Raw genomic sequence first — 20,207 nt, 5'->3', positions numbered from 1 at the left:
CGGGCGCCGGACACGGCCGCCGGGCCGCCGGGCTCAGGCCACCCGGTAGCGCTCGGCCCGTTCGGGTACGAGCGTCAGGCCGTGTCCGGGCCGGGTCCGGTCCGGGCGCAGGACACCGCCCTCCTCCGGAGTGAGCACTCCGTCGAACAGCATCTCCTCGATGCGCACATGGTCGTGGAAGTACTCCAGATGCCGCAGATGCCAGACCGCCGTGCAGACATGGGCACTGATCTGCGGGGCGCAGTGCGCCGACAGGTCGATCGTCCGGGCGTCGCAGAGCGCGGCGGCCCGCAGGAATCCGGAGATGCCCCCGCAGCGTGTGACATCGGCCTGCAGGCAGTCGACGGCGCCCGCGTCCAGCATGTGGTGAAAGTAGGTCAGGTCGAAGCCGTACTCGCCGGCGGCGATGTCCAGGCCGCCCGGGCCCCGGTCGCGCAGCAGCCGCAGCCCTTCGAGGTCGTCGGAGCCGACCGGCTCCTCCAGCCAGCTCACGCCGTACTCCCGCCGGAGCCGGTCAGCCCAGTCCAGGGCCTGTTTGCGGTGGTAGGCGCCGTTGGCGTCCGTGTAGAGCTCGGTGGTCTCCCCCGCGGCGGCCCGGGCCGCCCGCAGCCGCGCCGGGTCGGCGTCCGGGTCCCGGCCGATCTTGATCTTCACCCGGGGAATGCCCTGGGCGGTCCACCCCTCCACCTGCTCGGCGATCTCCCGCTCGGAGTAGGAGGTGAAGCCGCCGCTGCCGTAGACCGGCGTCGCGTCGTGCACGGCGTCCAGCGCGGTCACCAGCGGGATGCCGAGCAGCCGCGCCTTCAGGTCCCACAGGGCGATGTCCACCGCGGAGACGGCCATGGCGCCGGCGCCCGGCCGGCCGAGGTTGCGGCAGGCGGCGGTCATCGCCGCCCGGCTCGCCCCGGGCCGGAGGGCGTCGGCACCGGTGACGAGGGGGGCCAGTTTCCCCTCGACGATCTCCGCGACGGCCCGGTGGCCGTAGGTCCATCCCGTTCCGGTGTGTCCGCCCGCGCGGATTTCCACCAGTACCACGGTGGTGGAGTCCCACTCCAGGGTGCCGTCGGACTCCGGGCGGTCGGTGGGGACGGTCCAGACGCGGGTGCCGACGCGCTCCACGGGAACCTCCGGCCGGGCCGGGGGCCGGGCGGAACCGGGTGTCACAGTGGGCATCTTCCGTACCGCCTTTCCGGAGGGAGCAGGGCCGCTGGGCCCGCGTACGGCTGCGGTGAGTACCCACGGGGCGGGATGTCGATACCCGCCAGGCGGCCCTGATCGGGTTTCGCCTCCGCACGGGCGGTAACCAGTGGCCGGTAGCCGTCACCGCGGCGCCGACACCGCTCTGTCCGCGCTCCTCGCCCGGAGGTGTACCCCGCATGACCCGCGACTCCCGCACCACGACCGTTCCCGCCCGGACCGACACCCGCTTCCCGGGGGGTATGGCCTCGGTCGAGCAGATCAACGTCAAAGGGCTGGAGCGGCGGCTGCGGCGGCACGTCGAGGGCGAGGTGCGGTTCGACGCGGGCAGCAGGGCGCTGTATGCGACCGACGCCTCCAACTTCCGGCAGGAACCGGTCGGTGTGGTGATCCCCCGGACCGTCGCGGACGTGGAGGCCACCGTCGCCGCCTGCCACGCGTACGGCGCGCCGGTCCTGCCGCGGGGCTGCGGCACCAGCCTCTCCGGCGAGACGGTGAACTTCGCCGTCGTCATGGACTTCTCCAAGTACCTCGACGCGGTGGAGTGGGTGGATCCCCGGCGGAAGCTCGCCCGCTGCCTGCCCGGTGTGGTCTGCGACGACCTCAAGGCCGCCGGGCGGGAGCACGGCCTGACCTGGGGCCCCGACCCCTCGACCCACGAGTACTGCACCGTCGGCGGGATGATCGGCAACAACTCCTGCGGCACCCATTCGGTGATGGCCGAGTTCTACGGCGGCGGTCCGCGGACCTCGGACAACACCGAGGAACTGGACGTGCTCACCTACGACGGCGTCCGGATGACCGTCGGGCCCACCGGCGAGAAGGAACTGGAGGAGATCATCGCGGCGGGCGGCCGGCGCGGGGAGATCTACGCCGGTCTGCGGGATCTCCGGGACCGCTACGCGGACCTGATCCGGGAGCGGATGCCGGACATCCCGCGGCGGGTCTCCGGCTACAACCTCGACGAACTGCTGCCCGAGAACGGCTTCAACGTCGCCCGCGCGCTCGTCGGCACCGAGGGCACCTGCGTCACCGTCCTGGGCGCCACGATGCGGCTCCTCGACGATCCGCCGCACCGCGTCACTCTGACTCTGGGCTACCAGGACATCTTCGACGCCGCGGGACAGGCACCCTCGGTGATGCGCCACAAGCCGCTGGCCTGCGAGGCCCTGGACCATCTCCTCGTCGACCAGCTGCGGGTCGAGCACCAGCACCTGGACGATCTGCGGCTGCTCCCCGAGGGCGCGGGCTGGCTGCTGGTCGAGTTCGGCGGTGACAGCCCGGAGGAGGCGGGCCGGCGCGCGGAGCGTCTGCTGGAGGACCTGCGCTCCGGGCCGTGCCCACCCACCGGGGCAAAGACCTACGACGACCCGGCGTGGAGTGCGCAGGTCTGGGCCATCCGCGAGGCCGGGCTGGGCGCCACCGCCTTCCCGCCCGGGGAACGGGACCACTGGCCCGGCTGGGAGGACTCCGCCGTGCCCCCGGAGCGGGTCTCCGAGTATCTGCGGGACCTGAAGGACCTGTACGCCCGGCACGGGCTGCAGGGCGCCGTGTACGGGCACATCGGCCAGGGCTGTGTGCACTCCCGGATCGACTTCGACCTCTACACGGCCGACGGCATCGCCGCCTACCGGCACTTCATGGAGGAAGCCGCCGGCCTCGTGCACCGGTACGGCGGCTCGCTCTCCGGCGAGCACGGCGACGGGCAGCAGCGCGCCGAGCTGCTGCCGCGCCTCTACGGCGAGGAACTCGTCGGCGCCTTCCGGGAGTTCAAGCGGATCTGGGACCCGCGGTGGAAGATGAACCCGGGCAAGGTCGTCGACCCGTACCGGCTGGACGAGCATCTGCGGCTGGGCACGGACTTCCGCCCCGGGCAGCCCGACACCCACTTCGCCTATCCGGACGACGGCGGCAGCCTCGCCCACGCCGCGACCCGCTGCGTCGGTGTGGGCAAGTGCCGCGAGACGCACAGCGAGGGCACCATGTGCCCCAGCTTCCAGGTGCTGCGCGAGGAGAAGCACACCACCCGCGGCCGGGCCCGGCTGTTCTTCGAGATGCTCCGCGGCGGCATCACCGAGGGCGGCTGGCGGGACGAGGACCTGGCGGACGCGCTGCATCTGTGCCTGTCGTGCAAGGGCTGCACCCATGAGTGCCCGGTCAACGTCGACATCCCCACGCTGAAGGCGGAGTTCCTGGCGCACCACTACGCGGGGCGGCTGCGGCCCCGTGCCGCCTACGCCATGGGGTGGATCATGTACGCGGCGCGGGCGGCGTCCCTGGCGCCCTCCCTGGCGAACCTCGCCGGGCAGGCGCCGCTGCTCTCACGCGCCGTCAAGTTCGCCGGCGGCGTGGCGCCCCGCCGGAAGGTGCCCGCCTTCGCCGCCACCCCGTTCCACCGCTGGTTCGCCTCGCACCGGCCCGCGCATCCCGCCGGCCCGCCCGTCATGCTGTGGCCGGACACGTTCAACAACTACTTCCACCCCGGGACGGCGGTCGCCGCGGTCCGGGTGCTGGAGGACGCCGGCTTCCGGGTGCTGGTCCCGGACCGGCCGGTGTGCTGCGGCCGGCCGCTCTACGACTACGGCTTCCTCGGCATGGCACGGCGGTTCCTGCACGACACGCTGGACGCGCTGCGGCCCGCGCTGGAGCAGGGCATTCCGGTGGTCGGCGTCGAGCCGAGCTGCCTGGCGGTCTTCCGGGACGAGCTGCCCAAGATGCTGCCGCACGACCCCGACGCCCGGCGGTTGCGGGAACTCGCCGTGCACTTCAGTGAGCTGCTGCAGGACCGGGCACCGCACTGGGAGCCGCCGCGGCTGGCCGGGGACGCTCTCGTCCACGGCCACTGCCACCACAAGAACAGCCCCGGCGGCATGGACGCCGAGATGCGCCTGCTGGAACGGACCGGCCTCACTCTCACCACCCCGGACACGGGCTGCTGCGGCATGGCGGGGTCCTTCGGCTTCGAACGGGGCGAGCGCTACGACGTCTCCGTCGCCTCGGGTGAGCGGGTGCTGCTGCCGGCCGTCCGGGAGGCCGGTGAGGGCTCCTTCGTCATCGCCAACGGTTTCAGCTGCAAGGAGCAGATCCGCCAGGAGACGGACCGCCGGGCACTGCATCTCGCCGAGGTACTGGCCCTCGCCCTGGACCGGGACGGAGACCCGGACCGGCAGGCGCCACCCCGGGCGCGGCCGGAAGAACTGGTCGCCCCGACGGCGGCCTCGCCCTGGCGCGGCGCCGCGCTGACCGCCGGGACGGCGCTGGCCGTCACCGGCGCGGTCCGGCTGGCCCGGGCGGCGCGCAGGGGCCGCTGAACGCGACGCCCCGGGGCCTGCCGTGCACGGCAGGCCCCGGGGGCGTCGGGACGGGCGGGGCGGTGGCCGCGGACCGCCCGTCAGGGACCGCCTTCCTTCTTCTGGCGGCGGACGGCCTCGTAGTCGCCGGAGGCCGGGGCGGCGCCCCGGGGCGGCGGGTCCTCCTCAAGGGGCGGCCGCCACTCGGCGTGCTCCTTCTCACCGGGCTGCACGCCCGGCACCGGCCCCTGGGCGATCTCGGGCTGCTGCTCGTCGCTGCCGGCGACGTTGGGCGTGTCGGCCTTGCCGAGCGGGAGGTCTCCCGGGGCGGCGGCGCCGTCCTGTTCCGGGGTGCCCTCGGGGCGGATGTGCTGCTCCTCGCGCCGCTCCGCGTCCGCGCGCTGCCGGGTCTCCACGGGCTCCGCGGGACCGGCCTCGGGCTGTGGGTCGTGCATCGTTCGCCTCCTGGCACGTGGTGGGCGGGCTGCCACCCGCGTACCCGGGGAGAACGGGTCGTAACGGCCGGCCCGGGGGCCCGTGCGGTGCGGGGCCCCGGGTCCGGGCGCAGGTCAGGAGGTGGGGAAGGCTCGCCAGAAGTGGTGGACGATCTCCCGGAAGCCGGTGTGCCCGGGGCCGAGGACGGCGTGCCGGGCCGCCCACTCGTAGACGGCGCCGGACTCGTCGGCGGCACCGGAGGAGTGGGTGCAGCCGGTGCACTCGACCTCGTAGACGGCGGGCGGCGCCTCGGGGGCCGGCTCTCTGCGCAGCACCCAGTCGGCGTGGCGGTGGATGGTCTCCGCGCTCATACAGAACCTCTCTGCTGCGGGTACGCGCTGTAGGCCGCGCCCTCAGCCGCTTCGCGGGGGGTGGCTGGCCGGACGTCCTGGGGTGCCGCCTCCCACTCGCGGCCCCCCTCGGGCCGGCGCAGGTACATGCGACCGCCCTGGGTGTCCATGACGACTCCTACCCGCCCCTGCCTGGCGTCCAGGGCGAGCTCGCCGATGGCGCAGCTCGAAGCGGGCTTGCGGTTGCTGCTGACGCTCACCACTCCTCTGTGCTCCGCCGGACGTATCCGCTCCGGCGACTGCCTGCTAGGGGCGTGCTCGGACACGGCCGCGCCGCCGGCGTCCCCCGCCCGCCTTCCCGGCGAGCGGCGCGACCGTGTCCGCTCTCACTATCGCGGGAGTCGCACAGTCACTGCAAGTACATCTGCAAGAACACTTGCAATTGCATTCGCGGGCGACTTCAGTACGGGGTGACGGAAGGTCACGCCCGTGCCGGGAAAATCAAGAGAAGAGGCGAATGGTGCAACAGCAGTACGAGAACGGCGTGTCGGCGGCGCGCTTGGTGGGGGCGGCCTGGCAGAAGAGCCGTTACAGCAACCCCAGCGGCAACTGCGTGGAGCTGGCCAGGCTTCCGGGAGGCAGCATCGCCCTGCGCAACTCGCGTGATCCCGAGGGCCCCGCCCTCGTCTACACGCCCGACGAGATCGCCGTTTTCCTCCTCGGCGCCAAGGACGGCGAGTTCGACGGCATGGTCGGCGAGAGGTGACGGCCCGCCGCGCGGTGACTCTCTGTTGCTGTACGAGACGGCCCCGGTGGTGGAACACTGGGCACTCGCCCATTCACTCAGGGGAGCCAGCATGACCGCCGCTCGGCCGGGCCTTGAACCATCGATAAGGCGCTTTCTCGAGCATCCGCAGGGTGGACCGACCGTCCTGCGGATCGTCCTCGGCACACAGCTCCGCAAGCTGCGCGAGGCGCGTGGCGTCTCCGTGAAGGCCGCCGCCGAGGCGATCCGCGGCTCGCACGCCAAGATCAGCCGGCTGGAGCTGGGGCGCGTGGGGTGCAAGGAGCGCGATGTGGCCGACCTCCTGACGCTCTACAACGTCACGGACGAGAGCGAGCGGCAGGACTTCCTCGCCCTCGCCCGCCGGGCCACCGAGCCCGGCTGGTGGCACCAGTACAGCGACATCCTGCCGGGCTGGTTCGAGACGCACCTCGGCCTGGAAGAGGCCGCCTCCGTCATCCGCACGTACGAGAACCAGTTCGTGCCGGGCCTGCTGCAGACGGAGGGCTACGCCCGCGCCGTCACCTACCTCGGGCACCCGCGTGCCGCCGCCTCGGAGATCGAGCGCCGCGTCCGGCTGCGGATGACCCGTCAGGAACTGCTGCACCGGCCGGGCGCGCCCCGGCTGTGGGCGGTGCTCGACGAGGCCTCGCTGCGCAGGCCGCTCGGCGGCAACGCCGTGATGAGGGAGCAGATCGAGCACCTCATCGAGATGTCGCAGCGGCCCAACATCGTGCTGCAGGTGGCGCCGTTCAGCATCGGCGGCGTCTCCGCCGCGGGCGGCCCCATCACCATCCTGCGGTTCCTGGAGCCGGACCTGCCGGACATCGTGTACCTGGAGCAGCTGACCAGCGCGCTCTACCTGGACAAGCAGGAGGACCTGGACAACTACCTCGCCGTCATGGACCGGCTCTGCGCGGAGGCGGACCAGCCGAGCAGCACGGTGCCCTTCCTGGAGAAGATCCTGGCGGAGCTGAGCTGAGCCGAGGCCGGCTTCCCGCGGGTGGGCGACCCGCGGGGAGGGGCCGGTGAAGGGCCGCGGTTTCCCTGCCGCGGCCCTTCCGTGTGCCCGGGGGCGGAGCCGGCGCGGGACTCAGCCGCCGGTTTCCCCGGTGCCCTCGGACTGCCCGGACCCCTCGCCGGTCGCGCCGGTCGCTCGGAGGCGCGGGGGCCGTCCGGCCTCCGGTGCCGTCCCGTGCGCGGACAGACCGGCGGCGAAACGGCGGGCCCAGGCGGTGAGTCCGGCCGCGTCGATACCGAACGGCGGTGCGGCGGCGAAGGGTTCGATGCCGTCCGCCGCCCGTTCCAGCAGGGCCACCGCCCCCTTGGTGTTGCCGCGGGCCGCGTGGGTCACGCCGACGGCCAGCTGGGCCATGGCCCGCCACAGCGGCCGCTCGGGTTTCTCCAGGGCCGCCTTCCAGGCGTCCTCCAGAACCTCGTGGGCATGGAAGGGCCTGCCGTCGTCGAGGAGCCGCTGCGCCTCCTCCAGCGTCCGGCCGGGTGTGCGGGGGATCCCCTCCGGCTCGCGTTCGACGCCCGGTGCGCCGTAGGGCAGGGGCCTGCCGAGCCCGTCGCGCGGGCGGGCGTTGCGCGCCCGTCCCTCCTCGTCGCGGTCGCGGCCGGCTCCCACGGCACCGCTGTCGCCGCCCGCGTTTCCGTCACCGCCCGCGCGACCGTTGGGGCCCTCGCCACCGCCCGCGCCGCCGCCACCGGTGCCGCCACCGGGCCCGCCCGGGAGGGGCGCGGGCCCGTCCGCCGGGGCCTCGTCGGTCGCGCCGCAGTTCTCGCAGACCGTGGGGTCCGGTCCCTCGCGCATCCGGCCGCACTCGTCACAGACCCGGTCGAGCCAGCACGCCGGGTCGCCGCCCTCCTGCTGTCGTTCAGCTTCCATCTGCCGATGGTGCACCCTCCGGGCCGGCAGGGCTCCACCCGGGTGCCCGGCCGGCTCCGCGGGGGCGCTCCGGGCGCGGGTGCATTCCGGGATAAGGGAAGGTCCCGGCCAGGACGGGGGGACCTGGCCGGGACCGTATGGGGAGCGCCGTCACCGCGGCCGCCTCACGGCGGGCGGGACCGTATCCCTGTTCGGTCAACGGCGCTGCAAATAGTTTAACCACGAATCAGCGATGTTTCCCTTCCCCACCGGGCACATCCCCGGGCAGCCTCCCCCCGCTCAGCCGCGCGGGGTGATGCGCAGCCGGATCTCCATCTCCTGGTCGCCGGAGGCGCTGCCCTTGTCCTCCGCGTGGAAGCACTCCTCCAGCGCCTCGCACACCTTGCCGACCGCCTGGTAGCCGCCGGAGAGGTCCGCGATCACGGCGCCCGTCAGCGGACCGCCGTCCACATGGCCGCCCGACCGCGCCACGTCCACGGTCGTCGACCACACCGTGGGGCGGCCGTCCGTGGCCCCGGCGCCGTGTCCGGCCGGTTCGACGACGAGCGGGAAGGCCCGGCCGAGGGCGGCGAACACCGCCTGCGCGTCGTCCCGGGCACAGTCGGTGAGCTGGACGCTGACATGGGTCGGCCTCTGCTCGGTACTCATCGGCGGCGCTCCTCTGCCCGTCGGGGTGTGCTTGCTGCGGGTCCGCCCTACGAACCGTAGGAGACGCGGGGCGCCGGTGCGCGCGGACACCGCCCGACCCGCAGGGGCCGTGACGCGTGCCACCGGTTCGGATCAGCCGGACGGCACACGGGCGGCCCTCTCCCCGCGTGCCCCGTTCCCGGTGGCGTATCCCCGCGCCCCGCACCCCGGTTCGGCGGCTCCCGGCCCCGGCACCCGGCCGTCCGCGGCGGGGGCTGGACCGGTACGGCGAACTCGCGCGGCGCGGCTCGCGCGCCACCGGGTGCCGGACCCGGCCTGTGATACCGATTTCCCGCGAGACCCCGACCGATCTCCCCACCGCGGCGGGGCCCGCGCCCCCGGCCTCCTGGAACCCGCTCCGCAGGGAGCCCGACGAAGGGCAGTTCCCCCGATGACCGGACACCATCTCCTCGTACACGACGGCACGTTCGCCGCGGTGAACGACTCCGGCGACATCACGGAGGCGCGCGGCGCCTCACCCGACGGGCTGTTCGCCCGGGACGCGCGCCACCTCAGCCGCTGGCGGCTCGCCCTGGAGGGTGCCGCACCGGAGGTGCTCGTCCCCGCCGGGCAGGCCGGGCCCGACCGGCCGCTGGCCGCGGTCCTCACCCCGCCCGGCAGCCGCGCCGAGCCGCCCGCGTACACGGTCTTCCGCGAACAGGCCGTCGCCGAGCGGTCGTTGCTGGAGCTGCTGCGGGTGACGAGCAACCGTCCCGCGCGCACCGTCGCCCGGATCGCGCTCACCGTGGACGCCGACTTCGCCGACCAGTTCGAGCTGCGCTTCGAGAACCGGGTCTACGAGAAGCCGGGCGCCGTCCGCTCCGCGCTGGAGCGCCCCGACGGCGTGGAGTTCGGTTACGAGCGGGTGGCGCCCTCCGGTGAGCCCTCCTGGCACTCCCGGACCGTGGTCCGCGCGGTTCCCTCGCCGGAGGCGGTGGCCCGGCCCGGCGAGGGCACCGCGCGGATCCTGGAGTGGCGGATGGAGCTCCCGCCGCACGGGGAGGCCGAGATCCTCGTCCAGGCCTGTGCCCTGCCCTCCGGCACGACCCCTCCTCTCCCCGCACATCCGCCCGCCGGGCGACGCCCTGGCGCGGGTCGCCGCCGACAACGAGTCCTTCGCCGGCACCTATCCGCGGCCCCGGGACGTCATCGGCTGGACCGAACTGGCCCGCGCCTGTGAGCAGGGGCTGGCCGATCTGGCGGGGCTGCGCGCCCCGGCCACCGGGCCGGACGGCGAGCCACTGCGGGTGCCCGCCGCGGGCATCCCCTGGTATCTGGCCCTGGTCGGCCGGGACGCCCTGCTGACCTCCCTCTTCGCCCTGCCGTACCGGCCGGGGCTCGCCGCCGCCACCCTCCCGGCGCTCGCCGCCGCCCAGGGCGGGACCTACGACCCCGAACGGCAGGAGCAGCCCGGCCGGATCGTGCACGAGCTGCGCCACGGTGAGCTGTCCTGCTTCCGGCAGGTGCCGTACGGGCGCTACTACGGGGCCGTCGACTCCACCCCGCTGTTCCTCGTCCTGCTGCACGCCTACACCGAGCGCACCTCGGACACCGGTCTCGCGGTGGCGCTGGAGAAGCAGGCGCGGTCCGCGGTCGACTGGATGTTCCGCGACGGCGGCCTGTCCGGACTCGGCTGGCTCGCCTGCGCCGCGCCCGGCGGAGTGGAGGGCACCGCCGCGGCCGGCCGGAGCTGGAAGGACACCCCCGGCGCGCTCTGCTTCGGCCGGGAGGTGCGGACGAAGGGCGCGGTCGCGGTGGCCGAGGTTCAGGGGTACGCCTACGACGCGCTGGTCCGCACGGCCGCCCTGGCCCGCACCGTCTGGGAGGACCCCGGCTTCGCCGGGCGCCTGGAGACCGCGGCGGCCGCGCTGCGCGAGCGCTTCCACCGGGAGTTCTGGATGGACGGGCGGAACTTCCCGGCGCAGGCCGTGGACTCGGCGGGGCGGCGGGCCGAGGCGCTGGGATCGGAGGCGGGGCATCTGCTGTGGTCCGGGATCCTGGACCGCGAGCAGGGCAAGGCGGTCGGGCGGCGGCTGCTGGAGCCGGACTTCTTCAGCGGCTGGGGCATCCGGACGCTCGCGGCGGACCAGCCCGCGTACCACCCGCTCTCGTACCACAAGGGCGCCGTGCGGCCGCACGACAACGCGCTGGCCGTCCTGGGGCTGGCGCAGTACGGGCTGACCGAACAGGTGCTCCAGGTGACCCGGGGGCTGGTGGACGCCGCGGCGGCCCACGGCTGGCGGCTGCCGGAGGTCATGGCGGGCTACGCCCGGGGTGACCAGCCGGCCCCGGTGCCGTATCCGCACTCCTGCCGGCCGCAGTCCTGGGCCGCCGCCGCTCCGCTGGCCCTGCTGACGGCGGTGAAGGGACAGGTCGGCTGAGGGCGGCGGGCGTTCCGGCGGCGGGACGACGGGACGGGGCGGGACGGCCACTTCACCCGTATGGAGCAAGGCCGCCGGAAAACCCGAAGCCGTATCCGCCCACGGGCATGCCGGTGTGGGGATGCGGTACGGCGACGGCAGCTTGCTGCGGTCGCAGGGGTGTGCGAGGCGAGGCGCAATGGACAGGAGCACGCCTGCTCGTCTCGTCATCACACGGAAGGAGCAGTCAGCGATGACCGCACCCCACAGCACAAGCCCACAGGAACTGTCCGGCCGGTCCCTGTACGACAAGGACGGCCAGAAGGTCGGCTCGATCCAGCAGGTGTACCTCGACGACGCCTCCGGTGAGCCGGAGTGGGTCACGGTGCGCACCGGCATGTTCGGGACGAAGGAGACCTTCGTCCCGCTGGGCGGAGCACAGATCTCCCCGGACCGGCTGCAGGTCCCGTACGGCAAGGAGGACATCAAGGAGGCCCCGCGCATCGACGCCGGCGGCCATCTGGACCCCGCCGAGGAGGAGAACCTCTACCGGCACTACGACATGAGCGCGTCGGGCGGCCGCACCGGGCGGCGCCCCGAGGACACCGCGGGCACCCCGCGGACCGCCGGACCCGCGCGTTCGGCCGGCACACCCGCCCCGGCCGGAGCCCCGGCACCGGCCGCCCGCGAGCGGGAGACCGCCCGCGTCCGCGGCACGCCGGAGATCACGCGCTCCGAGGAGCGCGCGTACATCGACACCGAGCAGCACGAGAGCGGACGCGCCCGGCTGCGCAAGCACGTGGTCACCGAGGACGTGCACACCACGGTCCCGGTCAGCCACGAGGAGGTCCGGGTCACCCGGGAGCCCGTCGGCCCCGAGGAGCGCACCCGTTCCTCGGCCTCCCCGATCGAGGAGGCGCAGGTGGAGCTCACCCTCCACGAGGAGCGTCCCGTCGTCCGCAAGGAGACCGTCCCCGTCGAGCGGGTCCGGCTGGAGGCCGAGAAGGTCACCGAGGAGGAAGAGGTGAGCACCAAGGTCCGCAAGGAGCAGGTCGACTACGACAGCGGCCGGGGAAAGGGCTCCGAGGAGACGCCCGGACAGACCGGTCGGGGCGGCAGCGACGACCGGTTCACCTGAACGATCCCGTCCGGGTCCGGCCCGGGTCCGGACGGCGGCGCGGACGGCGGCACGGCGCGGAGCAGCCGGGACGAAGGCACCCGGCCGGGCGCGGAGCCGCCGTGCGCGGCGCTTCCACCCGGGCGAGCCGGGCCGCGCGGCCGGGGTGGCGGGCGTGACGGGCGCCGGCCGGGCCGGTGCGGGTTCCCGCCGGGGCCGGACGCAAGGGGGCCCGCGCCCCGGCCCGGCGGGCCCGCCGCCGTCCCCGTCCCCGCGGGCCCGTTGCCGCTGTTCCACGCGCCGTCCCGGACGGGCCGCGCCGCATGACCGCCGCTCGCGCGGGCACCCGAGCGGCGTGGGGGGAGACCGGGGGACGGACAGACGATGGAAGGAGCCGGTGCCGTGACAACGCCACACGACCCTGCGGTGGATCCCGAGGACGAGGGCATCCCCGACCTGCAGGACGGCACCCCTCAGCAGCAGCGGGCGTCCGATCCGCAGCAGATGCCGGTGCCGGGCGACCGGCCGACGTTCGCCGAGTTCCGCGAGACGACCCCGAACGAGGTCCGCGAGGGCGAGACGCTCGACGAGCGGCTCTCCGACGAGGTACCGGAACCCGACCCGGCGGAGCTCGCCGAGCCGCGCAGGGCCGCCGCCTGGGAGGACCCGGAGGCCGACCAGCGGCCGCTGGACGAGGACGAGAACGGCGAGGAGGACCCGCGCGCGGGCCTGCTCTACGACGAGCCGGACCCCGACCGGCCCCGCGAGCAGGACGTCTACTCGCAGGAGGGGTCGACGCACGGGCTCTCGGCGGAGGAGGACGCGGTGCACATCGTCGACGACGACCGCATCTGACCGGAGGGGCGCGCCGGGTACCACCGGGGACCGCGTCCGCTCCGGACCACGGACCGCCACCGGCGGCCGGTCACCGGACCGGCCGCCGGTGGCGTGTCCGGCCCCGGAGCGCCGCCCCGCCCCGAAACGCACAGCCGGGGCGGGGGCGGGGGCGGCGCTCCGGCCGGTGTTCCCGGGCGGGCCGCGCGGGTCAGGCCGCGGGTCAGGCCGGGGCCGTCCGCCCGGCGCTCTCGCCGGCCTCCACGACACTGGCCAGCCGGTGGAGCATCTGGCGGTGGCGGAGCTTGAGGAACGCCTCGGTGGCGAAGCCGTGCAGTCTGGCGCCCGGCCCGGTCAGCGGATGCTCGTCCACGATCACCAGGCAGTTCTCGCCCCAGGGGCGCAGCTCGATCGCGATGCGCGCGGAGCCCAGCGGCCCGGCCTTCGCCTCCAGTTCGAGCCGCTCGTTCCGCTCGGAGATCCGGACAGTCGTGCGGCCCCCGAGCGTCAGGCGGCCCAGGCGCACGGTGTAGCGGATCTCCGAGCCCGGGGCGGGCCAGCGCGCGTCGACCTCCTCGGTCTCGTCGGTGCCGATGACCCAGTCCTCGTACTTCGCGCCGTCGCACAGGACGGCCCACACCGCCTCGGGCGGGCGGCGGATCAGCGCGTACCGAACGGCCATGGAACTCTCCACTCTCTGCGTATCGGGCCGGGGCGGACTTCCGGCCGGGTCGGGGTCGGGGTCGGGTCGGTTGGTCGGTTGATCGATTTGCCGGTTGGGCGGTCGGTCCGTCGGTCGGGACGGGTTACGGGCCGGGGCGCCGGGCGCTGCCGGTGGCCCGGGGCGGCGGGCGTCCGCCGGGTCGTCGGCGGCCGCTCAGGTGCCGCCCGGGCGGCTCCGCGCCGTGCCGCCCGTCAGCGACCGCTGGAGGGCGGACAGCGCCGGTGCCAGGGTCTGGCGGACGACGCCGCCCCGGCCGCGGAGCGCGGCCCGCGCGGCGTTCGCGCCGCAGGCTCCGTGGACGCCGCCGCCGGGGTGCGCGGAGGCGGAGGCCAGGTAGAGGCCGCCGACGGGGGTCTCGGGGCGGCCGCTGCCCGGTACCGGGCGGAGGAAGAGCTGCTGGTGGATGCCGGCGGTACCACCGTTGACGGCTCCGTGCCACAGGTTCTGGTCGCGGCGCTCCAAATCGGGCGGGGCGAGGATGCGGCGGGCGGCGATGCGGTCACGGAAGCCCGGCGCGCGCCGTTCGACCTCGGCCTCGACGCGCCGCGCCATCGTCTCCGCCGCGGCCGGGCCCCAGTCGCCGTCCAGTCCCTCGCCGCCCGCGTCCCCCCGCACCTGGTGCGGTACGTGCGTGTACGCCCAGGCCGACTCCGTGCCGGCGGGTGAGCGGCCGGGGTCGGCCGTCGTCATCTGGCCGAGCAGGGAGAACGGCCGGTCGGGGAGATGGCCGGTGGCCAACTGCGCGGTGTGGCGGGTGAGATGGTCCATGCCGTCGGCCAGGTGCACGGTACCGGCGCCGGCCGCGGCGGGCGACGCCCAGGGAATCGGCCCGGACAGGGCCCAGTCGACCTTGAACGTGGCGTGATCCCACTGGAAGCGGCGCATGTCGTCGCGGAGCCGGGCGGGCAGGTGCTCCCAGCCGACCAGGCCGCCGTAGAGGGCGGGCGCCGGTACGTCGGCGAGGACGGCCCGCCGGGCCCGTACCGGTTCGCCGTCCGCGGTGAGCACCCCCAGCGCCCGCCCCTCGCGGACCACCACCCGGCGGACCTCGGTGCCGCACCGCACGGTGCCGCCCTTGGCCTCCAGCCGCCGGACGAGGGCGTCGGTGAGGGCCTGGGCGCCGCCCTCGGGCACCGGCCAGCCGTGCCGCTGGCCGATCATCGCCAGCAGCCAGCCGAAGGCGGTGGAGGCGGGCGACTCGGGCTGGAAGTCGGCGTGCAGCGCGCAGCCGGCGAGCAGCACCGGGCCGCCGCTGCCGGTGAACTCCTCCTCCCCCAGCCGCCGTACGGGCAGCAGCAGGGTGCGCATCAGCCGCAGACCGCCCGCGCCGCGGAGCCGGGCGGCGAGCACGGCCGCGGAGCGCACCGGCGGGAAGGGCGTGAACAGGGCCTGGATCAGTTCGGGGCCGAGGCGGTCCCAGAGACCGACCAGCCGCAGATACGCCTCGCCGTCCCCCGCGCCGGTCTCCTCCAGGCTCTCGGCGGTGCGTTCGGCGTCCCGGTGGAGGACGGGGCAGCTGCCGTCGGGCAGCGGGTGGGCGAGGACGGCGGGCGCGTGGCTCCAGCGCAATCCGTACTGTTCGAGGCCGAGCGCGCCGATGGCCGGGGAGGCGACGGCCAGCGGGTGGAACGAGCTGAACAGGTCGCTGACGTAGTCGGGGTGGACGCCCCGGTCGCTGCGGACGGCGCCGCCGGGCACGGGCTGCGTTTCGAGGACGAGGACCCGCCAGCCCGCGTCCGCCAGGATGTTCGCGGCGACGAGGCCGTTGGGGCCGGCGCCGATCACCACGGCGTCGGCGTCGCCGGCCGTGGCGGGGCGCGGGTGCGCCGCCGCGGCCGTGGGCCCCGTCCCGGTCGTGGGCCCCGTCCCGGCCGTGTACGGGGCCTTGGCGGGGTCCGATTGCGGCTCGCTCCGGCTGGCGGGGCGGTCCGTCCCGCCGGGCGTCATGTGCGCTCCCCCACGCCGGTGGCGAGTTCCCGGGCGCGGCCCCCGCCGGGGAGGCGGGCGGCGAGGGCCGGGGTCGGGCCGCCGGTGCCCCGGCGCAGCCCGGCGGCGAACTCCTCGACGGTCTCCTCCGCCGAGTGCCGCGGCTGCCAGCCGAGTTCGGTCCGGGCGCGGGTGGTGTCCATCAGCGGCATGCGGAGCACGGCCTCCAGGAGTCCGTCGGGGGTGGGGACGAGATGGAGCCGCCAGGCGGCGGCCACGGCGGCCAGCACGGGCCGGGCGGGGACGCGCACGGTCCGGGTCCCGAACACCCGGGCGAGCATCCTCGCGTCGACGGGCGGGTCGGCGGCGAGGTTGAACGGGCCGCGTACGGGCGTCAGGACGGCGCGGCGGAAGGCGTCGGCCGCGTCGTCGGTGTGCAGGGTCTGGAAGCGCAGCCCGGGCAGGTCGGGCATCGCCGGGTAGCGCGAGGGGCGGACCATACGGCGCGACAGCAGCGGACCGGCGAAGATCCGGCGCTGCTGGGCCGCCGACTCGCGCCGGAACACGATGCCGGGGCGGAGCCGGACCACCCGCATCGCGGGGTGGTCCTGTTCGAAGGCGTCCAGGACCCGTTCCACATAGGCCTTTTCGCGGGAGTAGGCGGAGGCCGGCCAGCCGTGCGTGGGCCAGCTCTCGTCGACCCCGCGCTCCTTGGGGCCGGGCGAGTAGGCCGCCACGGACGAGGCGTGGACGAGGACGGCCACCCCGGCGGCGGCCGCCGCGCGGAACACCCGGGTGCTGCCCAGGACATTGGTCCGCCAGGTCACGGACGGCCGGTGGGAGGGGTGGAACAGCCAGGCGAGGTGGACGACGGCGTCGGCGCCCTCGAAGTGGTGGACGAGGTCGGCCCGGCAGATGTCGGCCCGCAGCCAGGTGATCTTGTCGTCCCGGGCCGTCGCGCCGGCCGGGCCGTCCCCGTCTCCCGCCCGTTCCGGGCCGTCCGTGCCCCCGGACCCGGCCGACCGGCGTTCCTGCGGGGTGCCGGGCGGTCTGCGGGCGATGGCCAGGACCGAGCCGACCCGGTCGTCCTCGCGGAGCAGTCCCAGCAGCCCGGTACCGATGTTGCCGGTGGCGCCGGTGACGACGACCCGCAGCCCCCGGACCCGGGCCTCGTGGGCGGCGCCCGGCGGGCCCGGTGGTGTGGTGTGGCGCGTCATGGTCGGCTCCCTCTGCTCCGGCATCCGCCGCTCGTGCGGTCTCGGCCCGTTCCTGCGGTGCTCGTCGTGTCCTGCCGCTCCGTACCACCGGGGGTGCGACGGCAGCGGTGGGCGCTCCGCCTGCCGCCCGTCCGGGTGACCTGCCGCGGTGCCGGGACGGGCGGGACCCGGCGGGCCGGCCGCTCCCGCCCCGGCGCCCGGCGGGCGTCCCGGCGGAGGGCGGTGGCTCCCGGCCGGGGCCGGCCCGGGCCGGCGCTCCCCCGGGCTACTCCTCGTCCTCGTCGTCCCGTTCGCCCTCCGCCTGGGAGGGCGTGGTGCGCGGGGTCATCTCGTGCTGCTGCTCGAGCGGGTCGTCGTCCCGGTCGCCCTCGGCCTGGGAGGGTGTGGTGTAGGTGTCGCTCATCGTCCGGTCTCCTTCCGTTCGCCGGCCCGGGTGTCCGGGCCGGCGGGGGCGCTGGGGCGGCCGGTGCGCCGGTGGCCCGCCGGGATCCCGGCGGGGTGTGCCCGGTGGCGGCGGGCCCACAGATGCAGGTGCCCCGAAACCGCCGTTTCACGACGATTGCCCCGCCCGGTCCGTCGCGGAGGCCCGGAACGGCGGCCGTCCGTCCGGCGGGGGCGGCCGGGCCACCCGGAAGGAGCAGCCCGGGCCGCGGACCGGCCGCGCCGGGCGGTCCGGGGGCACACGGGCCGCCCGGGCCGCCCCTCGGCACCGGTCACGCCCGTCGGCCCCGGTCCGTCATCCGCTCACCGCGGCCGCGGCGGCCGGGGGCCGTGGTCCGCTGCCGGGCAGGGAACCCGCCACCGGTTCGGGCAGAGCCGCCAGGGCTGCCAGCACCTCGTCCGCGGTGATCCGCAGCAACCGCTCGTCGGGCCGTTCCCCGTGGGCGTCGCCGGGCCGGGCGCCGGGGCCGTCGGGGTGCCACAGCGCCCGGTGGCGCGGGTCGTCCGGCGGGCCCCACAGCCGTGGGGCGACGGGCCCGAACAGCACCACGGACGGGGTTCCCAGGGCGGTGGCCAGATGCGCCAGGCCGGTGTCACCGACGACGACCGCGCGGGCGCGGGCGACGAGCGCGGCCAGATCCTGGAACGGCACGTCGGCGTCGCCTCCCAGCACGGCGGAGGCGGGCAGCCCCGCGCGTCCGGCGACCGACCGGGCGAGCGCGCCCTCGCCCGCTCCGGCGGTGACGACCACCCGGTGCCCGGCGGCGATCAGCACGCGGGCCACGGCCGCGTACCGGTCGGCGGGCCAGCAGCGCGCACCGGCGTCCGCGCCGGGGTGGAGGACCACGGCGCCGGGGGCCGGCGAGGGTCTGCCGGGGAGGGGAATCCGCAGGTCGTCCGGGTCGGCGGGGACGTCGTACCAGTCCAGGAGGCGGCACCAGCGGGCGCGTTCGTGTTCGTCGTCCCGCCACTGCGGCCCCGGGATGCCGGGGGTGTCCGGGTGGGCGTAGGCCATCAGCCGGGCCGGGCGCAGGTCCCGCAGCGGCAGGTGGCTCTCGGGCCCGTTGCCGTGCAGGTCGACGGCGATGTCGGGGGGCGGGCCCGTCCAGGCGATGCGTTCGGGGACCGCGCGCCCCGGCGCGGCGGCGGGCAGCAGGCGGTCGACGGCGCCGGTGGCGAGGGCGGCCTCGGCGAGCCGGGCCGGCGCGGCGAGCACCAGTTCGTGCGCCGGGTGGGCGCGGCGCAGGGCGCGCAGGGCCGGCACGGCGGTCAGCAGGTCCCCGAGGCCCAGGGCGCGCAGCACCACCAGGGAGGGGGTGCCGGGCGGTGCGGTGATGTCGATGATGTCGCGGGAGGTCATCCGGCGGCTCCGGGGGCTGTGGGGCTGGGGCGAGCGCGCGCCGCGCGATCTCGGTGGTGGAGCGGCCGTCCAGGTAGGGCAGCACGAGCGCCTGCCCGCCCCACCGGCGCAGGACCGCCGCCTCGGGGAGCGCGTCGACGCTGTAGTCGCCGCCCTTGACCCAGATGTCGGGGCGCAGGGTGCGCAGCAGCGCCTCGGGGGTGTCCTCGTCGAACACGGCCACCGCGTCCACGCAGCCCAGTCCGGCCAGCACCCGGACCCGGTCGGCCTGGTGGTTGAGCGGCCGTCCGGGGCCCTTGAGGCGGTGGACGGAGTCGTCGGAGTTGACGCAGACGATGAGGCAGTCGCCGACGCGGCGGGCGTTCTCCAGCAGGCCGACGTGGCCGGCGTGGAGGAGATCGAAGCAGCCGCCGGTGGCGACGACGGTACCGCCGCGGGCACGGACGGCCGCGGCGAGCGCGAACGGGTCGTCGGGGCGGGCCGGGCGGTCGGCGGCAGCCGGGCGGCCGCGCCACAGCGCGGGGTTTCCGGCGCCGCCCGCCGCGACGAACCCGGCGGCCTCGGTGACCGCGCGCTGGACGGCCTCCTCGGGGAGCGCGCCGTCGGCGAGCGCGGCCGCGGCCGCCGCCGCGAAGCGGTCGCCCGCGCCGCACGGGTCGCCGCCGGACATCTGCGGTGCCGGGACGAGCATCGGGCTGTCGCTGCCGGGGCGGGTCAGGAGGGCGCCGCGGGCGCCGAGCGTGACGGCCACGCCGGCGGCCCGCCAGCGTCCGGCGAGGTGGGCGCCGCGCAGGCCGTGGGCGCGGAGGGAGTCGTCACCGGTGGCGGTGCGGGGAGGCGGCGCGGGCGGTGTCCGGGCCGGTGTCTTCGCCGTGCGTGCCGTGCGCGCTCCGCGGGCCGGCGGTTCCGGCCGGGGCGTCCGCACCGTGCCGGTCCGTACCGTCACGGCCGGTGCCGTCAGCAAGCCCGCCCGGCACGTCGGTCGGACGCCCCGGACCGGAACCCGCCGCGCCGGGCGCCAGGGCGCGGGCCTCGGCGGCGTTGGGTGTGGCCAGCCGGGCGCCGGGCACCGGTTCGTCCCCGCGCGGATGCGGGTCCCACACCAGCGGTACGCGCCGGGCGGCCTCCGCGAGGTAGGGCCGCACGGCGGTGGCCGTTCCGCGCCCGTAGTCGGCGACGAGGATCGTGCCCGCCGCGCGCAGCACGGCCCGTACGGCGTCGTCCGGCTCGCCGGGACGGCCGCCGCCCCGGTCGACGCGGACCAGCGGACGGCCGTCGGCGCGGACCCGGATCTTCTCGGGCAGCGTGCCGTGGAGCGGCAGTTCGACGAGCCGGACGCGCGGGGTGAGCGCGGCGCGGACGGTGCGGCTCGCCGGGTCGTCGCCGAGGGCGGTGACGAGCACGACCTCGCGCCCGTCCGCCGCGGCGAGGACGGCGGCCAGTCCGGCGCCGCCGGGCCGGCTGCGGTCGCCGGTGACGTCCACGACCGGCGCGGGCGCGTCGGGGGCCAGCCGCTCCGCCGTGCCGTCGATGTCCCGGTCGAGCAGGACGTCACCGACGACGACGAGAGGTTGACGGTGGTTCATGATCACCT

The 20,207-nt window shown here is 76.0% G+C and carries 16 protein-coding genes and 2 pseudogenes; 6 read left to right on the top strand and 12 right to left on the bottom strand.

Features of this window, described 5'->3' with window-relative positions:
• Positions 1–33 precede the first annotated feature (33 nt).
• On the bottom strand, positions 34–1,173 hold the full coding sequence (locus tag E4N63_RS29440; protein ID WP_125623194.1) for an enolase C-terminal domain-like protein: 1,140 nt from the start codon (positions 1,171–1,173) through the stop codon (positions 34–36).
• Positions 1,174–1,376: 203 nt separating this feature from the next.
• Here E4N63_RS29440 and E4N63_RS29435 point away from each other — a divergent pair, with 203 nt between their 5' ends.
• Positions 1,377–4,508: an FAD-binding and (Fe-S)-binding domain-containing protein gene (locus E4N63_RS29435; RefSeq protein ID WP_230242154.1), complete on the top strand. Its 3,132-nt coding sequence runs from the start codon at positions 1,377–1,379 to the stop codon at positions 4,506–4,508.
• Between the two features lie 80 nt (positions 4,509–4,588).
• Here the strand turns inward: E4N63_RS29435 and E4N63_RS29430 are convergent, their stop codons facing one another.
• The 3 genes from E4N63_RS29430 to E4N63_RS29420 form a co-directional block, all read right to left on the bottom strand.
• A complete protein-coding gene (locus E4N63_RS29430) occupies positions 4,589–4,942 on the bottom strand; it encodes a hypothetical protein (protein ID WP_043468218.1) in 354 nt (117 codons plus the stop codon).
• Between the two features lie 114 nt (positions 4,943–5,056).
• Entirely contained in the window at positions 5,057–5,293 is a 237-nt protein-coding gene (locus tag E4N63_RS29425) for a hypothetical protein (protein ID WP_019708462.1), read from the bottom strand.
• Positions 5,290–5,532 carry a hypothetical protein gene (locus E4N63_RS29420; protein WP_125623196.1) on the bottom strand — a complete coding sequence of 81 codons (243 nt, stop codon included), beginning with the start codon at positions 5,530–5,532 and terminating at the stop codon, positions 5,290–5,292. The genes E4N63_RS29425 and E4N63_RS29420 overlap by 4 nt, the downstream gene beginning before the upstream one ends.
• A 257-nt stretch (positions 5,533–5,789) precedes the next feature.
• On the opposite strand from E4N63_RS29420, the gene E4N63_RS29415 reads away from it, so the two are divergent.
• Entirely contained in the window at positions 5,790–6,038 is a 249-nt protein-coding gene (locus E4N63_RS29415) for a DUF397 domain-containing protein (protein ID WP_019708464.1), read from the top strand.
• Positions 6,039–6,129: 91 nt separating this feature from the next.
• Entirely contained in the window at positions 6,130–7,038 is a 909-nt protein-coding gene (locus E4N63_RS29410; RefSeq protein ID WP_043468212.1) for a helix-turn-helix transcriptional regulator, read from the top strand.
• A 111-nt stretch (positions 7,039–7,149) separates the two neighbouring features.
• Here the strand turns inward: E4N63_RS29410 and E4N63_RS29405 are convergent, their stop codons facing one another.
• Together E4N63_RS29405 and E4N63_RS29400 are read right to left on the bottom strand one after the other, a co-directional pair.
• Positions 7,150–7,947, bottom strand: coding sequence for a DUF309 domain-containing protein (locus E4N63_RS29405; protein WP_374112851.1), 798 nt, complete (start codon positions 7,945–7,947; stop codon positions 7,150–7,152).
• Between the two features lie 279 nt (positions 7,948–8,226).
• Positions 8,227–8,595: a hypothetical protein gene (locus tag E4N63_RS29400; RefSeq protein ID WP_125623197.1), complete on the bottom strand. Its 369-nt coding sequence runs from the start codon at positions 8,593–8,595 to the stop codon at positions 8,227–8,229.
• Between the two features lie 430 nt (positions 8,596–9,025).
• Between E4N63_RS29400 and E4N63_RS29395 the strand changes: the two are divergent.
• The 3 genes and pseudogenes from E4N63_RS29395 (at position 9,026) to E4N63_RS29385 (ending at position 12,966) form a co-directional block, all read left to right on the top strand.
• Positions 9,026–11,015 (top strand): annotated as a pseudogene (locus E4N63_RS29395) (glycogen debranching N-terminal domain-containing protein).
• A 232-nt stretch (positions 11,016–11,247) separates the two neighbouring features.
• A complete protein-coding gene (locus tag E4N63_RS29390; protein ID WP_230242152.1) occupies positions 11,248–12,132 on the top strand; it encodes a DUF2382 domain-containing protein in 885 nt (294 codons plus the stop codon).
• A gap of 381 nt (positions 12,133–12,513) precedes the next feature.
• Positions 12,514–12,966, top strand: coding sequence for a DUF5709 domain-containing protein (locus E4N63_RS29385; RefSeq protein WP_039819058.1), 453 nt, complete (start codon positions 12,514–12,516; stop codon positions 12,964–12,966).
• Positions 12,967–13,168: 202 nt separating this feature from the next.
• On the opposite strand, the gene E4N63_RS29380 is transcribed toward E4N63_RS29385, so the two are convergent.
• From E4N63_RS29380 to rfaE2, 6 genes and pseudogenes are all read right to left on the bottom strand, one after another.
• Entirely contained in the window at positions 13,169–13,627 is a 459-nt protein-coding gene (locus E4N63_RS29380) for an SRPBCC family protein (protein WP_125623200.1), read from the bottom strand.
• Between the two features lie 195 nt (positions 13,628–13,822).
• Positions 13,823–15,616, bottom strand: a complete 1,794-nt coding sequence (locus E4N63_RS29375) for an NAD(P)/FAD-dependent oxidoreductase (RefSeq protein ID WP_230242149.1) — start codon at positions 15,614–15,616, stop codon at positions 13,823–13,825.
• The gene (locus tag E4N63_RS29370; protein WP_125623202.1) at positions 15,613–16,812 is read right to left on the bottom strand and encodes an NAD-dependent epimerase/dehydratase family protein; all 1,200 of its coding nucleotides are present in this window, start codon (positions 16,810–16,812) and stop codon (positions 15,613–15,615) included. Before E4N63_RS29370 ends, E4N63_RS29375 begins: the two co-directional genes overlap by 4 nt.
• 265 nt (positions 16,813–17,077) lie before the next feature.
• Positions 17,078–17,215, bottom strand: a complete 138-nt coding sequence (locus E4N63_RS29365; protein WP_167466201.1) for a hypothetical protein — start codon at positions 17,213–17,215, stop codon at positions 17,078–17,080.
• Between the two features lie 333 nt (positions 17,216–17,548).
• Positions 17,549–18,613 (bottom strand): glycosyltransferase family 9 protein, encoded by a 1,065-nt coding sequence (locus tag E4N63_RS29360; RefSeq protein ID WP_228429644.1) that lies wholly within the window; start codon positions 18,611–18,613, stop codon positions 17,549–17,551.
• Positions 18,614–18,632: 19 nt separating this feature from the next.
• Positions 18,633–20,199 (bottom strand): annotated as a pseudogene (rfaE2, locus tag E4N63_RS29355) (D-glycero-beta-D-manno-heptose 1-phosphate adenylyltransferase); the annotation flags it as partial.
• Positions 20,200–20,207 lie beyond the last annotated feature (8 nt).

It is taken from the genome of Streptomyces sp. MNU89 (genome assembly GCF_020982505.1).
GTDB classification, from domain to species: Bacteria; Actinomycetota; Actinomycetes; order Streptomycetales; family Streptomycetaceae; genus Streptomyces; species Streptomyces xinghaiensis.
This window is presented reverse-complemented; position numbering and strand designations above follow the sequence as displayed.